The following is a 14,208-nucleotide window of genomic DNA, read 5'->3' as shown; positions in this document are numbered from 1 at the left end:
CGGCTACTTCGTCGGCAGGGGCGGCTGGGTGGGCGGCGTCTCCGCCGCGGGCACCCTGGGAGGCGGCGACGTCATGGTGGACGGCTTCTTCTTGCCCCGGCCCAGGTACCGCTCGATGCGCCACTTCACGTCCGGCAGCACGTCATTGGGGATGGGGACGGAGAGGCTGTACTGAGCAATCTTCCAGGTGCCCGCCTCGTTGACGAGCACGCCGCTGCCACGGCTGGGCCCCAGGTTGGGCGTGTCCAGCGCCTCGTCGAACCAGGCCATGGTGCCGTCCCTGGACAAGGAGATGTGGCGCGTCACCGCCTTGAAGTTCCAGGCCTTGCCCTTGGCGAAGTACGGCCGGGCCCAGGCGCGGAACTCGTCACGCGTCCAGCGCTCGGTGGCGTCGGTGCCCAGGTACACGGCGTCGGCGGTGAAGTGGCCGAAGTAGCGCGCTTCGTCCGCGACAGCGGCGGCCTGGTGCCAGTCGTCCAGCACGGCGGCGATGGCGACCTTCGGGTCGGCGGGAGCCGTGTTCGCGGGAGCGGCGGCGAGCACGAAGAGCAGCAGGGAAACGGTAGGCACGCGGAAGACCTCGTCAGGCGGAGCGTTCAGGGTATGAAGCGGCACGGCCCGCCTCGCGTCAAGGCGGACGGAGTCAGAGAGAAAGGCACGAATCGCATGGTCCTCGAGAGCTTCCAGGTGGGTGAGGGCGATGTGCCCACGGTGATGCTGCACGGCTTCCTGGGCACGGGGCGCAACCTGCGCTCGCTGGCGGTGGCATGGAGCGCGGCAGACCCGAGACGGCGCCTGCTGCTGCCGGACCTCACCGGCCACGGCACCTCCCCTGCCCTGCCGCCGAATTCGGACCTCTACAGCATGGCGCGCGACGTGGTGGACACCGCGCGCGCGCAGGGCATCGACGGTCCGTTCGACTGGGTGGGCCACTCCCTGGGCGGCCGCGTGGCGCTCGCGGCGAGTCTGCACGTCCCGGAGGCCGTCCGGAGCGTGCAGCTCATGGACATCGCGCCGGGGCCCGTGCCGGGAGACCTGTCGGAGAGCGGCAAGGTGCTGGGCATCCTGCTCCAGGCTCCGGCACGGGCGGAGAACCGCCGGGCGATGCGCGCGGAGCTCACGGGCCGGGGCTTGTCGGAGCCGCTGGCGGACTGGCTGCTGATGAACCTGGTGACGGAGGAGAGCGGCGTGCGCTGGCGCTTCGACCGGCAGGCACTGGCGGACCTGCACTCGCGCGTGAATGGCACGGACCTGTGGGAGGCGGTGGAGCGCAAGGACGGCCCGCCGACACGCTGCATCCGGGGCGGCCGCTCGAAGTACGTGACGGACGCGGACGTGCAGCGCATGGTGGCCGCGGGCTGCCCGGTGGAGAACGTGCCCGAGGCCGGACACTTCATCCACGTGGACGCCCAGCCCGCCGTGCTGGCGTGGCTGCGCTGAGCGACCGCTGCACCTGGAGGATTCGCCAGCCGCGCGTGTCGATGGCGTAGCTGGCCCCGGCGTCCACACGCACCGAGAGCTCGGCCCGCGACAGCCCGCTCAGATGCGCACGCCCACCAGCAGGCCGGGCCACATGCGGACGCCGCCGGGTCCGCGGCCCAGCTTCCATTGCGGCAGCCAGCTCAGGTCGCGCTCCTCGTCCTGGGAGGACGGGTCATACGCGTTGAGGGACACGCCGCCGAAGAGCGCGAAGCGCCGCTTCAGCTCCCAGCCCAGCGTGGCCCGCATCCGGAACAGGGTGTTGTTGGTTCCGGCGTCATGGAAGTTCGGCTGCCAGCTGCCGTACGACAGGTCCACGTCCAGCGAATACCGGTCCGCGGCTTCCAGCGGGATGTGCACGCCCAGGCCCATGTTGAAGAAGGTCCGCAGCGACTCCTCGCCGATGCCCACGCCCATGGTGGCCAGCACGTAGACGGTGCGGCTGCCGTACTTGATGCCCACCGACAGGGGCATGACGTCGTCGGCCGACAGCTCGAGGACGAAGCGCCCCTTGCGGACGATGCTCAGCAGGCCGATGGGCACCGACACGTCATCGGCGATGTTGATGAGGCCCAGCTGCACGCCGCGCACCTCGGCCGCCACGTTGATGAGCCCCAGCTGCGCGCCCGCGACGTCGCCGGAGATGTTGATGAGGCCCAGCTGCGCGCCCGCGAGCCGCTCCGCCAGGTTGATGCCCGCCGCGGCCTGGAAGCCCTGGAAGCTCGCCGCGGCGCGGTTCGCCGTGGTGCTCACCTGGAAGCCCGTGAAGTCGCGCTCGGTCAGGTTGAAGACGGCGGACACCTGCCCGCCCGTCCCGCCACCGAAGGCCAGGTTGCCGCCGAACGCCGTCTGGAGCCCGAAAATCTCCCCGCCCGCCACGTTGGCCACGCCGGAGAGCTGGATGCCCTCCACCGTGCCGTCCACCCACCCCACGCCCACGGACGCGCCCAGCCCCTGGAGCTGCACCGAGCGCACGCCCACCACGCCCAGCGCCAGGTGGTTGCGCCCGCCGCCGCCCCAGAGCGCGCTGGTGGCCAGCGGCGGCACCAGCGACAGGTTGAAGGGCACGGAGGGGACGTCCACATTCGCCACCGGCTCATCGGAGGACAGCGCCACCGCCCGCGCCTCCTGCCCGCCTCGCGCCGCCGTGCGGGTGAGCGTCACCGGCACGAAGTGCTCGGCGCGCAGCTCCGAGCCACCCTTGGGTGAGACGGTCAGCTCCGCCTCGAAGCGCTGAGAGGGCCGCTCCAGCACCACGTGGTAGCGCCCCGCCTCCAGGCCCAGCGCCAGGCGCCGGCCCGCGGGCTTCTGCAGCTCCGCGACGAGCTGGTTGCCCCAGTCGCGCACGAAGAGACGGCCCTGCACGTCCGCGGCCACGGTGAGCCGCACGCGCGAGGTGCGCAGGTCCGTCAGCACCAGGTCGCCGCTGCCCGCCAGTTGAATGTCATAGGCGGCGTGCTGCGGACCGCCCTGCGAGCGCTCGGTGCGCGCCAGCGTCTCGTGGAAGGCGAACTGGTAGGCCTCGTGCAAGGTGACACGGCCGTCCCCGCTGGCGTCCGCCGCGCCGCGCAGCCCCGTCACCAGGAAGTGCGTGAAGAAGGAGGCGCCGATGCTGTCCGACTCCTGGGCGACTTCATCCGCGGAGCTGGAGGCGAGGTACGCATGCCCCCGCACCTGGGACGACGCATCCGTGAGGAAGCCCGGCCGGTGAACGCCGCCCTTGAAGCGCGTCACCGCGCCGGAGCCACAGGAGTCCAGAATCGCGATGCGAACGTCCACGGGCACCGCGCGCAGCGCCTGCTTCAGCGCCGAATAGGGCAGCCGCTCGCCACGCGGCAGCAGGCCGTCCCCATCCGAGTGGCCCGAGTAGTAGAGCACCAGCTCGCTGCGCGCACCCTCCGCGTTGGCGGCCTCCACCAACAGCTTCATCCGCTCCAGCGCCGCGAGCAGGCCTTCGCGGTCCGCCTCCAGCAGCAGCACGCGGTCCGCCACCGCCACGCCGCCCAGCTCCTCCAGCACGCGCGACATGGCCAGCGCATCCGAGCCCGCGTAGCGCAGCCGCTCGCGGCCCTCGCCCCCTTCGCTGGAGCCGACGAGCAGCGCGAAGCGGCGCAGCGTCACCGCGGGCTCCTCCACCGGCTGCGTGGCCGCGAAGGACACACGTCCCCAGACGCCCAGGCAGAGCGCCACCAGCAGCCCCGCAAGGCGGCCCCATCCTCCCGCAGTGGTGCGTCGTCTCATCCGCATCCCGCCCCGCGCGTCAGGCCCGGCCCGGCCTCACGCAAGCCCCCTTGGGCATACCTCGACTCGAAGCCCGTGGGCGAGCCCGCCTCAGGGGCTCCAGTTCGCCCGCCGCACCAGCCAGGAGCTGCCACCCCGGCCGTCTCGCACCACCGCCCAGAACGTCACCTCCTGCGCCTGGGCGTCCTCCGGAGGCTCCCACTCCGTGCGGTGCCGGCCTTCCTGTCCGCCGAAGGAAGAGCCACCCGTCTGCTGCGGCGCGAACTCGCCCAGCGTCGCGTGCCAGGAAATCTCCCAGCTCTCGCGCAGCGTCACCGCCTCCAGCCGCAAGCCGGGCACCACGTACGTCTCCTGGAGGGCCGTCACGTCCTCGGACGTCACCACGAAGGGCCCGGCGCCTCGCAGCTCCAGCGGCGCGTCCGCGGGCCAGGCCGCGTCATCCACGCGCAGCCCGGGAATCACCGGCTGCACGTTCGCCCGCATGCCCTCCACCGCCGGGCACCAGAAGACCATCAGCTTCTGCGCGTACACCACCTCGTCGCCCGCCTGCGCGCGCAGCACCAGCGGCATGCGCAGGCCGCCCAGCCCCTGGTACGGGTCCAGCTCCTGCACCCGCTCGAGCAGCGGCGTGTCCTCCGCCAGCGTGGACGCGCCGGGACGCACGCTGAGCTCGAGCTCACCCGCCGTGGTGGTGCCCTCGGCGAGCAGCACGCGGTTGGCCGCGTCCTCACACGTGCGGTCCTCGACGTCCGCGCACGCCCACAGCGTGTACTGGATGGGCCGGCCTTCCCCCGCGGGGTCCACCAGCAGGGTCCGGTACGTCACGTCCGAGGAGAGCTCGTCCAGCGTCTCCGGGGTGATTTCACAGGCGGACGCCATCAGCTCCGGCGGCTCCGTGGCGATGCCGAGCACGCGGAAGTCATGGACGTTCGACGGCTGGTCCTCGACGTCGACGCACGCGGCGGCACCCAGCAGCAGCGACAGGCCGCCGTACTTGAGCAGGGCCTTCATCTCAGAAGCTTCCTTTCACACCCACCACGGGGAGGATGGGGATGCCCGGCACCTCGTACTCGCGGCGGTACCGGTAGTCGTTGAAGACGAACTCGACGTTCTGCGCGTTGTAGAGGTTCTGCACGTCGAGGTAGGCCGTGAGCGTCCAGCTCTGGAACTGCCAGCTCTTGTCCACGCGCACGTCCAGCTGGTGGAAGCCGCCGCTGCGGTCGGAGAAGTACGGGCCGAACGTCGCGTTGAAGCGGTTGCGGTCCGCGTCGTAGACGTCGTAGCCGCGCGCCAGCGGCGTCATGGGCCGGCCGCTGGTGTAGCGGAAGCGGGTGCCCAGCTCCCAGCCGTTGCCCAGCACGTAGCTGGCCACCAGCGTGAGGATGTGCGTCTGGTCCCACGGGCTGAGCCCGTACATCGAGTCCTCGGGCGTGGCCCCGCCGTCGGTGAACCCGCCGCCCAGGGGACGAGGCCCCGCGCGTCCGTCCTCCGCGCGGCTGAAGGTGTACGACAGCCAGCCGGACCACTTGTCGGTCGCGGAGGCCCGCTCCTTCTTCACCATCACCTCCACGCCGTAGGCGCGGCCGATGCCGTCGTTGGAGTACGGCAGCTCGAAGACGCCGCCGCCCTCGTTGGTGACGAGCCGTCCGGGTGACACCACGTTCTCGAAGCGGCGGTTGAAGAAGCCGGTGACATCCAGGTTGAGCACGTCGGTGATGCGGTGCTCCACGCCGAGGCTGCTCTGGAAGGCGCGCTGGTAGGCGAGGTCCGGGTTGCCGTAGGGCGCGGTGATGAAGCGGAACGTCTCCGGTGGCTGGCTGTAGAGCCCCAGCGAGCCCTTGAGGTTGGTGCGCGACGTGGCCGCGAAGCGAACCCACAGGCGGGGGTCCAGCGCCAGGTTCCGCGTGTTCCCGACCGACTGGAGGTTGCCGCGCACGCCCGGCGTGAGGGTGAAGCGTCCCACCTTCAGGTCGGCCTCGAGGAAGAGCGCGCCATCGAAGGCGTTCAGGGCAATCTGCTCCTCTATCTGCTGGCCCACCGGCTCGGCCCCGGGGAAGGGCACGTACTCGACGCCGCCCTGCGCGGGGAACGACACGTCGTAGCGCTCGTGCTCGAAGACGAGGTCCAGACCGGTGCGGAGGGTGAGCGCGGAGGACAGCTCGATGCCCAGCACCTCGCGGGCGCCCAGCGTGTACGTGGTGGCGTCCTGCTTCGCGAGGCCGAACTCGATGTCGTTGCGGTCCATGCCCACGAAGGGCGTGAAGACGGAGGTCAGCGCGCCCTTGCGGTAGGTCCAGTCGCCCTTCACGCGGTGGAAGTTCATGTGCGTGTCCAGCTCCAGGTCCCGCTCCGTCTCGGGACCGGTGGACACCACGCGGAGCTGGTCGTCACTGCCGAAGGCCATGATGTAGCCGGAGCTGCGCGCGCCGCCCGCGGACACGGTGGTGTCATCGCCGCGCTTCGCGCCGAAGTCCACGCGGAGCTGGTAGTCCCAGTAGCGCGGCACCACGGAGAGCGTGCCGCCCTCCGTCTCCGGGAGGACGGCGGGCAGAATCGTGTCGATGTACGAGCGCCGGGCGGCGGCGGCCACGCTGATGCCGTCCGTGATGGGGCTCTCCAGGAAGAAGCCCGCGTCCAGCAGGTCCACCTTCACCGAGCCATGCAGCGTGTCCGAGGCCCCCTTGCGCGTGCCCACCTCGACGATGCCGCCCACGGCCCGGCCGTACTGGCTGCCGTAGCCGCCCGGGAAGAAGTCGAGCTGCTCGATGAACTCGGCGTTGACCACCGAGGGTCCGCCGAGCAGGTGGAACAGGAGGGGGATGCGGACCCCGTCCATCATCGTCGCCGTCTGGCCCGGGTTCGAGCCACGCACCAGCAGCTCGCCGGAGATGAAGGGCGCGCGCGCCACGCCCGGCAGCGACTGGATGACGCGGATGGGGTCGCCGAAGGAGCCCGGCGTCTTCTGCGCCTCCTGGCGGGTGATGGTGCGGCGCACGACCTCCTTCTTCGGCCGCTCGGAGCGCACCACCGTCTCCAGGCCGCCGCCCGAGGGCGCGAGGTAGAAGTTCACCTCCGTCGTCTCGTTCGGCTTCAGCTCCTCCTTCGTCTGGTAGAGCTGGAAGCCGGTGGCCACCACGCGCACCTCGCAGGTGCCCGCGGGCACCTCGAGCGTGAAGCGGCCGTCCTCGTCGGACAGCGCCTCGGGCGCCTCCGGGTCGTCACCGCAGCGCACGGTGGCGTTGGGCACGCGCGAGCGGCTGCCCCGCGAGATGAGCTGGCCGGTGAGCGTGGCCTTGGGTTGCTCGGCCTCGGCCTGCTCCGCGCCCTCCTCCGGCGCCGACGGGTTGAGGGTGAAGTGATAGACGTACTCCACCTGCACCGCCGCGGGCACGCCGTCGACCTCGGCCGGCGAGAAGCGGAACTGGCGCACCGCCTCGATGGCCGCCTCGTCGAAGCCGTTGCCCACCGGCTCGGTGGGCAGCACCTCCGCCACGGAGCCATCATCCGCGATGGTGATGATGAGGCGCACGGAGGCGGTGAGCCCCTGCGCGAGCGCCTCGGGCGGGTATTGCGCCTCCACCTGCTGCACCAGCTCCGGAGGCTTGGTGATGGTGGGCTGGGCCTGCGCCGGTGCTGGCGCAGCCGCGTCCGCGGGAGGAGGACTGGCCTGCGGCTCCTGCGCGAGCACGGGCGCCGCCAGCAGGAGCGAGGCCGCGGCGAGCGCGCCTCGGGCTTTCAGGGTGGAGGACATGGCGTGTGCAAGCATACGGGTGAGAGGGTTCCCGCTCCTGCTGAAAGAGAGACGGAGCGAAGACGCGGTGGAGTCCCGGCGACGCCTGTGGGGAGGGGTGTCCCTGACGTGCCGGGCACGCCCTCGCTCCGTCTCTCTCCCAGCGGGAAGGGGTGACATCAATCGAGCAGGAAGGTGTACGAGTATTTCATCTCCGTGGAGACGGGCTCGCCGCCCTTGATTGCGGGCTTGAAGCGAAAGCGGCGGATGGCGTCCCGCGCGGCCTCGTCGAGGCCATAACCAGGCCCCTTGAGAATCTTCACCGCCACCACCCTGCCTTCGTGGTCGATGGTGATGGACAGCGTCACGGTGCCCTCGACGCCCGCGCGACGCGCCTCCTCCGGGTAGGGAATCTTCACCTCGGAGGCCACGGTGGGCTCCGAGTCCACCTGGTAGATGGGCGCGTACTTCGGCGCGCGGTACGCCTTCACCTCCTGGGGCGCCTTCGCGGTGGGGCCCGTCTTTCCATAGAGCGTGTTGCCCACGGCCGCGGCGAAGCCGCCGGCGCTGGTGGTGGAGGACATGGAGAGCCCCACCACCAGGGGCGCGGCCTTCGCGGCGGGCGGCGGCGCCTCGTTGGGTGGCGGGGGCGCGTCCACGGGCGGCGGCGGCAGGGGCTTGGGCGCCTCGGCCACCTTCACCGGCGGTGGCTTCACGGCCCTGGGCTTCGGCGGCGGCGGCTTGGGCGGCTCCGGCTCCGGCTTCGGCTCCTCGAGAGGAGGAGGAGGAGGCGGATTCTGCACCTCCACCATCACCATCTCCACCGGGCGTGGCGCCGCGGGGCGCGAGCGGGAGGCCCCATCACCGAGCGCCCAGAAACCGCCGACATGAATCCCCAGCGAGACGAAGAGGAAGACGCCCACCACCGCCAGCGAGCGGTCGTGGGTGGGCGAGGGAGGAGTGTTGTCGAGGACCGCCTGACTCATGGGCTGAGGCCTCGCTTCAGGGCGCGGGGGCCGCGGCCGCGGGGGCCACGTCCTTCTCGATGTTGAGCGCGAACTTCGCGATGCCTTTTCCCTTCACCACGTCGATGAGGCGCATGACGCGGCCATAGGGAAGGGACTGGTCGGCGCTGATGATGGCGCGCGTCTCCTTGTCCTTGGCCAGCGCCTCGACGACCTTCGCCTCCAGCTCCTTCTCGCTGACCTCGGCGCCGTCGAAGAAGAGCTTGCCCTCCTTGTCCAGCACCACGTTGACCAGGCCCTGCACCGTCTCGCCACCGTTGGCGGCGCGAGGCAGGTCCACCTCCACCGTCTCGCGGACGATGAAGTTCGCCGTCACCATGAAGATGATGAGCAGCACGAGCACCACGTCCACCAGCGGGGTGACGTTGATGCCGGTGATTTCGTCATCGTTCTCCTGCGCGCCGCCCGCCATGGCCTAACGGGCCTCCGCGCGGAGGCTGCCCACCAGCGCATGGCCCAGGGCGTTGGCGCGGCTGGTGAGCGTCTTGAGCTGGCGGTTGAAGACGTTGAAGGCCACCACCGCAGGAATCGCCACCGCCAGGCCCACGGCCGTGGCCACCAGCGCCTCGGAGATGCCGGCCATGACGGTCTGCTGCATGGCCCCGCCGCCGCCCTGGGCGTTCATGTTCCCCAGGTCATGGAAGGCCTTGATGATGCCGAGCACCGTGCCGAACAGCCCGATGAAGGGCGCGTTGTTGCCCAGCGTGCCCAGGTACGACAGGAAGCGCTCATAGCGCGGGCGCTCGCGCGACAGGGTGGAGGCAATCACCTGCTCCACGGTGTCCGCGCCCTGGTCGGCACAGGCCAGCCCCTCCCGGAGGATGGCGGCCTCCATGCCCTGGCGCCCCTGGATGGCGGCCTTCACCGCGTCCAGCTCACCGCGCGCCAGCCGCACCGCCAGCGCCTCCGAGTCCGGCAGCCGGTAGCGGGCGAAGTACACCGCGCGCTCCAGCATGATGGCGATGGACAGCACCGACAGACATACCAGCACCCACAGCACCCATTCCGCGGAGGTGAGCGTCACACCCAGGAGCTTGCTGCTGAGCCACCCCAGTTGCTCTGGCTGCGCCTGGGCGAGAACGGCGATGGACGGCATGGAGTCTTTCCCCTCGAAGAACACGTTGGCGCGACCGGAACACCGCCCCCGAATAAAAGTGTCACCCGGTGGGCGGATTTAATTCGGACCCCCTTCGCGGCGCGGTGCTCGACGCACCGGGAGCCGGGGGCGAGAATGTGCGCATGCGAGGAAAAACGGTGGTCGTCACGGGCGCCTCGGCGGGCATTGGCGAGGCGCTGGCGGTGGTGCTGGCCGGGCGCGGCGCCAACCTGGTGCTGGCGGCGCGCAACGAAGAAGCCCTTCAGCGGGTGAAGGCCCGGTGCGAGTCGGCGGGCGGGCGCGCGGTGGTGGTCCCCACCGACGTGGGCGACGCGGAGGCGTGCCGCCGCCTGGTGGACCGCGCGGTGGAGGCCTTCGGCGGCATCGACGTGCTCGTCAACAACGCGGGCGTGACGATGGACGCGCGCGTGGACGAGGTGAAGGACCTGTCCCTCTTCGAGCGGCTGATGCGCATCAACTACCTGGGCGCGGTGTATTGCACCTACCACGCCCTGCCCCACCTCAAGGCCCGGCGTGGGCTGCTGGTGGCCGTCTCGTCCCTCACGGGCAAGACGGGCGTGCCCAACCGCAGCGGCTACGCGGCCAGCAAGCACGCCATGCACGGCTTCTTCGACTCGCTGCGCATCGAGCTGCGCGGCACCGGCGTGGACGTCACGGTGGTGTGCCCCGGCTTCGTCGCCACCAACATCCGCGACAGCGCACTGGGCGCGGACGGCCAGCCCGTGCGGCAGAGCAAGCACGACGAGAGCTCAGGCAACATGGACGTGGACACCTGCGTGGCCATCATCCTGAAGGCCATGGAGCAGCGCGAGCGCGAGGTGGTGATGACCACCAAGGCCCGCGTGGCCCAGTTCCTCAAGCTGGTGGCCCCCGGCCTGGTGGACCGCATCGCCGCGAAGGCCATCCAGGACCGGCAGCGCTAGCCCCGCCGCGGGCGTGGCTCAGGTGGCCGGCGGAGGCGCAGCCGGCCGCTCCACGCGCGTCAGCAGCCCGGTGATGCCCTCGAAGGTGGCGTTGCCCACCTGGTGCAGGCCGAAGCCCCACAGGAAGGCCGTCATGCCCGCGCCGAAGCCGCCCCAGGTGGGCGAGAAGACGTTGAGGAGCTGGAGCCCCAGCGCCACCGCCACCGTGGTGAGCAGCGCCAGCACGCCCAGCTCCACCAGCCACAGGTGACGGGGCGACGGCAGCGGCATTCCCTCGAAGTCGCCCAGCGCGGACAGCCCTCCGCCGGGCGCCTCCGGCAACGCGGGGATGCTGCCGCCGCTGGGCGCGGTGGGCGGCGGCAGCGCGGGCACGCTCGCCCCCGCCTCGTCCGACGCGAGCGACTCCAGGTGGAAGCTCTTCGCCATCCGCTGGGACTGGGTGGCCGCCACGAACCGGTCACGCGCCTCGCCGTACTTCACCGCGGCCTCGTGCGACGACTCCGCCACCAGCAGGCCCATGGCCTCGCGCAGCCGCGCCTCCACCTCCTGGAGCGCCTGCGTCTGCGCCTCGGACTCGCTGAGGTGCCGCGCCTCGTCCACCGCGCCGCGCAGCTCCACGATGAGCTGGCGCACGTAGGCCGCGTGGGCGCCCTGGTACATGCGGACGGCATCGTCCACGTGGGTGTTCGCCCGCTCCCGGGCCCGCTCCAGCAGCGTCTTCACCTGCCGGGTGAGGGTGTCCCACTCCTCCTCGGTGAAGCCACGCGGCGGCGTGCGGGACGCCACGGCGGCGGACAGCTCCTCGCACAGGATGTCGAAATACGAGCGGCGCGCGAACTCGAGCTGACGCCGGGCGGCATCCAGCTCGCCCCGCGCCAGCTCCTCGCGCACGCTCGACAGCAGGGGCAGCAGCTCATACTTGAGCCGGAAGCCCAGCGCGTCTTCACCGCGAGGCTCCATCAGCGTCCGCGCCTGCCGGTCGATGTCCTGAAGCCGCGCCTCCAGCCCCGCGCGCGCCAGCGCGTCCACGTCCAGCTCGCGCACCCGGGCGAGGAAGCCCTCCAGTTGCTCGGCCGCCGTGTCCTCGGCGCGCAGCGCGCCCTCCACCTCCGCCAGGAGCTGGCTGGCCTGCTCCGGACGCAGCTCCACCGGGAGCGCCTCCAGCTTGCGGGAGGCGTCACACCACGCGCCATACAGGCGCAGGCGAGGCTCCAGCACCGCCAGCGCGGCGTCCCCCACGCGGATGCCTCGCACCGGCCGGCGGACCTCCGACACCAGCGCGTCCACCTGCCCCAGCATCGCCTGCCCCACCTCCCGCGCCCGGGCGCCCTGCCCGTTCATCGAGGCCTGGAGCCGGCGGTGCACCTCCATGAGCCGCTGCAGCCGCAGCGCCCGGGGACGGATGCGCTGCGAATACAGGCGCACGCCAAATGACGAGACGGCCCCCGCCGCGATGAGCAGCGCTCCCCACAGCCAGGGTGAGCCCACCCAGAGGGTGAAGGGCTGCTCCACCGGCAGGCCCGAGCGCACGGCCACCCGCACGGTGCCGGTGTACTCGCCCGGCCCTTCCAGGCCGCGCAGGCTCACGAGCAGCGCGCCGCTGCCGTGCGCGCTCACGGGGATGCCGCCCTCCATCGACGTGACGTCGAGGTTGCCCCCATCCGGCCGTGCTCCCTCCAGCGCGAAGTGCACGCTCTGGAAGCGCGGCTGGATGAGCGCCGAGTCCATGTCCGGCACCTTGCGCTGGAGCTGGAGCAACTGCGGCATCGACACGACGCCGCTCACGCCCGCCGTCTCCTTGAACGGCAGGCGGATGGTGGCGTCGATGGAGCTGAAGCCCCAGCCCGCCGACGTCACCGCGGGCGACGTGGCGACGAACTGCACCGCGGGCACCGCCTGCGCGCGCGTGATGATGAGCGTGGTGGTCTCCCGTCCCTGCGCGTGCACCAGCACCACATGGCCCGTGTAGTCCCCCGCGACGGGCAGCCGCCCCGTCAGCTCGACGTGGATGGGACGCCGCGTGGAGATGGGCGCCGTGGCGCTCCCCGCCTCCGCCTCCTTCACCACCGCCTGCAAGGGCACCTGCACCCCGTCCTGGGAGTGGAGCGGGTCCACCAGCACCGTCACGCCCCCGGGCAGCTCGCCGTCACCCCCTCCCGCCACGCCGCCAGCCACGGCGACGCCGCTGACCGCCTGCGGCACGTTCAGCAGGTCCACGCGCAGCACGTGCCGGAAGTCCTCCGACGTCGTCCGCAGCTTCACCTCGTTGCTGGCGGAGGCCCCCGCCACGCGCAGGGACGCTTCCGCGCCCAGGGCCTTCCAGGGGTGGACGACCAGCAGGGCCAGGGCCAGGAGACGCACGAGGCCCCACGCGGAGTGGACGACGGCGGGACGGGTGCCAGCGGAATGCATTCACTGACTGTATCAGGCGCCCCCCATGCCTCCACTTCGCGCCGCTCACCGCCAGCCCAGGTGGCTCAGCATGCTCCCGGACAGGCTGCCGCGGATGGTGTCGATGGGGATGCCCTCGTTGTGTCCCACCGCGGGTGACGGGACGCGTGGCCCTCCGCTGTGATGCAGCGCGGCCAGCCGCAGGTCCCGGGTGAAGCAGGGCGCTCCCGACGACCCCGGCCCCGTGCAGGCGCGGTACGCCACGCGCGTGCGGCCCGCGTTGACGCCCAGGAACTCGTCGAGCGCGACGCTCATGGGCTTGCCCGCCGGGTGCTGCACGATGAGCACCAGGCTGCCGGGGGTGAAGGACTCCCGCGAGTCGGGCAGCTCCAGCCAGCCCCGGGGCTCGCCGTCGACCCGGTCGTCGCCGGGCGTCCCCGCCACCTCGAGGAAGGCGTAGTCCAGCTCGCCCATGGTGGCATCGCGGGGACGGGGGTGCATCAGGTCCGCGGGGCTGTACGGGCTGCGCGCCAGACACCGCGTCACGCGGTACACCGTCCCCGGGTGCAGCAGCGTGCCGTCGTGGAGGACCTTGCGGCCGAAGCGCACGCGCAGCGACTCCAGCAGCTTGTTCTCGATGACGTGGAAGTTGGTGAGCACCACGTTGGGTGCCACCAGGAAACCGGTGCCCAGCGCCGCGCCCACCTCCGGCTCCACGCGGCAGACCTGCCGTTCGATGGCCATCAGGCGCTTGCGCCAGCGCTCGCGCTCCGCGTCCGCCCGGCCGTTGCCGAAGATGCGCTCCAGCCCCACACGGGGGATGCTGCGCTGCACGGAGGCGAGATACACCTGCACGAAACGGTGGAGACGCGGGTGGCGGGGCAGCGCCTGATAGGCGCCGCGAATCAACTCGCGGAGCCAGCCCTCCGACTCGGCCCGGTGGATGAGCGTGAAGACGCGCTCACGCAGCCCTCCGGAGATGCCCAGCGACTCCACGTCCCTGCGGCAGGTGGCGGCCACCACCCTGCGGAGCTGCTCCACGGAGGCAAAGGCGCTGATGAGCGCCCCCTGTAGCTCGTCCCTCTCCGCGCCGTCGAGCTCCATGCTTGCCACCCACGACGAAACAACCCAGGGAGCGGTTGCGACTCCGTGTTGCTGCTGGGAAATCTGTGCACCCTCCATGAGGATGCCCAGTTGGGAGCGCGGACTACATTTCCTGGAGGCCCGTGAAGTCACCACGAGTCGACACATAACGCGCCCCTCGGCGCCGGGGCAGTGGCCCGAGGGGCAGGACGGCGCCGC

11 protein-coding genes are annotated in these 14,208 nt (G+C 71.5%); 2 read left to right on the top strand and 9 right to left on the bottom strand.

What is annotated here, in order from left to right:
• Positions 1-3: 3 nt before the first annotated feature.
• On the bottom strand, positions 4-570 hold the full coding sequence (locus VZL07_RS18490; protein WP_426756900.1) for a nuclear transport factor 2 family protein: 567 nt from the start codon (positions 568-570) through the stop codon (positions 4-6).
• A gap of 96 nt (positions 571-666) precedes the next feature.
• On the opposite strand from VZL07_RS18490, the gene VZL07_RS18485 reads away from it, so the two are divergent.
• Complete coding sequence (locus VZL07_RS18485; protein WP_426756899.1) at positions 667-1,440, top strand: alpha/beta fold hydrolase; 774 nt, start codon at positions 667-669, stop codon at positions 1,438-1,440.
• 99 nt (positions 1,441-1,539) lie between these two features.
• Here the strand turns inward: VZL07_RS18485 and VZL07_RS18480 are convergent, their stop codons facing one another.
• From VZL07_RS18480 to VZL07_RS18455, 6 genes are all read right to left on the bottom strand, one after another.
• Entirely contained in the window at positions 1,540-3,720 is a 2,181-nt protein-coding gene (locus VZL07_RS18480) for a caspase family protein (RefSeq protein ID WP_426756898.1), read from the bottom strand.
• 90 nt (positions 3,721-3,810) lie between these two features.
• Positions 3,811-4,731 (bottom strand): hypothetical protein, encoded by a 921-nt coding sequence (locus VZL07_RS18475; protein ID WP_426756897.1) that lies wholly within the window; start codon positions 4,729-4,731, stop codon positions 3,811-3,813.
• 1 nt (position 4,732) lies between these two features.
• Positions 4,733-7,486 carry a TonB family protein gene (locus tag VZL07_RS18470; protein ID WP_426756896.1) on the bottom strand — a complete coding sequence of 918 codons (2,754 nt, stop codon included), beginning with the start codon at positions 7,484-7,486 and terminating at the stop codon, positions 4,733-4,735.
• A 143-nt stretch (positions 7,487-7,629) separates the two neighbouring features.
• On the bottom strand, positions 7,630-8,436 hold the full coding sequence (locus VZL07_RS18465) for an energy transducer TonB (RefSeq protein WP_426756895.1): 807 nt from the start codon (positions 8,434-8,436) through the stop codon (positions 7,630-7,632).
• Between the two features lie 16 nt (positions 8,437-8,452).
• A complete protein-coding gene (locus VZL07_RS18460; RefSeq protein WP_426756894.1) occupies positions 8,453-8,887 on the bottom strand; it encodes an ExbD/TolR family protein in 435 nt (144 codons plus the stop codon).
• 3 nt (positions 8,888-8,890) lie between these two features.
• Positions 8,891-9,571, bottom strand: coding sequence for a MotA/TolQ/ExbB proton channel family protein (locus VZL07_RS18455; RefSeq protein ID WP_426756893.1), 681 nt, complete (start codon positions 9,569-9,571; stop codon positions 8,891-8,893).
• A gap of 143 nt (positions 9,572-9,714) precedes the next feature.
• Here VZL07_RS18455 and VZL07_RS18450 point away from each other — a divergent pair, with 143 nt between their 5' ends.
• Positions 9,715-10,515: an SDR family oxidoreductase gene (locus VZL07_RS18450; RefSeq protein WP_426756892.1), complete on the top strand. Its 801-nt coding sequence runs from the start codon at positions 9,715-9,717 to the stop codon at positions 10,513-10,515.
• A gap of 18 nt (positions 10,516-10,533) precedes the next feature.
• On the opposite strand, the gene VZL07_RS18445 is transcribed toward VZL07_RS18450, so the two are convergent.
• Both VZL07_RS18445 and VZL07_RS18440 read right to left on the bottom strand, forming a co-directional pair.
• A complete protein-coding gene (locus VZL07_RS18445) occupies positions 10,534-12,927 on the bottom strand; it encodes a hypothetical protein (RefSeq protein ID WP_426756891.1) in 2,394 nt (797 codons plus the stop codon).
• A 45-nt stretch (positions 12,928-12,972) separates the two neighbouring features.
• Positions 12,973-14,010 carry an effector-associated domain EAD1-containing protein gene (locus tag VZL07_RS18440; protein WP_426756890.1) on the bottom strand — a complete coding sequence of 346 codons (1,038 nt, stop codon included), beginning with the start codon at positions 14,008-14,010 and terminating at the stop codon, positions 12,973-12,975.
• Positions 14,011-14,208: the final 198 nt, after the last annotated feature.

This window comes from Pseudomyxococcus flavus (assembly GCF_050038885.1).
Lineage (GTDB): Bacteria > Myxococcota > Myxococcia > Myxococcales > Myxococcaceae > Myxococcus > Myxococcus flavus.
The sequence above is the reverse complement of the archived record's forward strand: the minus strand, read 5'-3'. Positions and strand labels throughout refer to the sequence as shown.

Excerpts from the sequence above, each read along its gene's own strand:
- VZL07_RS18485 (WP_426756899.1), top strand. The coding sequence starts at position 667 with ATGGTCCTCGAGAGCTTCCAGGTGGGTGAGGGCGATGTGCCCACGGTG.
- VZL07_RS18480 (WP_426756898.1), bottom strand. The coding sequence starts at position 3,720 with ATGAGACGACGCACCACTGCGGGAGGATGGGGCCGCCTTGCGGGGCTG.
- VZL07_RS18475 (WP_426756897.1), bottom strand. The coding sequence starts at position 4,731 with ATGAAGGCCCTGCTCAAGTACGGCGGCCTGTCGCTGCTGCTGGGTGCC.
- VZL07_RS18455 (WP_426756893.1), bottom strand. The coding sequence starts at position 9,571 with ATGCCGTCCATCGCCGTTCTCGCCCAGGCGCAGCCAGAGCAACTGGGG.
- VZL07_RS18470 (WP_426756896.1), bottom strand. The coding sequence starts at position 7,486 with ATGCTTGCACACGCCATGTCCTCCACCCTGAAAGCCCGAGGCGCGCTC.
- VZL07_RS18445 (WP_426756891.1), bottom strand. The coding sequence starts at position 12,927 with ATGCATTCCGCTGGCACCCGTCCCGCCGTCGTCCACTCCGCGTGGGGC.
- VZL07_RS18450 (WP_426756892.1), top strand. The coding sequence starts at position 9,715 with ATGCGAGGAAAAACGGTGGTCGTCACGGGCGCCTCGGCGGGCATTGGC.
- VZL07_RS18440 (WP_426756890.1), bottom strand. The coding sequence starts at position 14,010 with ATGGAGCTCGACGGCGCGGAGAGGGACGAGCTACAGGGGGCGCTCATC.
- VZL07_RS18460 (WP_426756894.1), bottom strand. The coding sequence starts at position 8,887 with ATGGCGGGCGGCGCGCAGGAGAACGATGACGAAATCACCGGCATCAAC.
- VZL07_RS18465 (WP_426756895.1), bottom strand. The coding sequence starts at position 8,436 with ATGAGTCAGGCGGTCCTCGACAACACTCCTCCCTCGCCCACCCACGAC.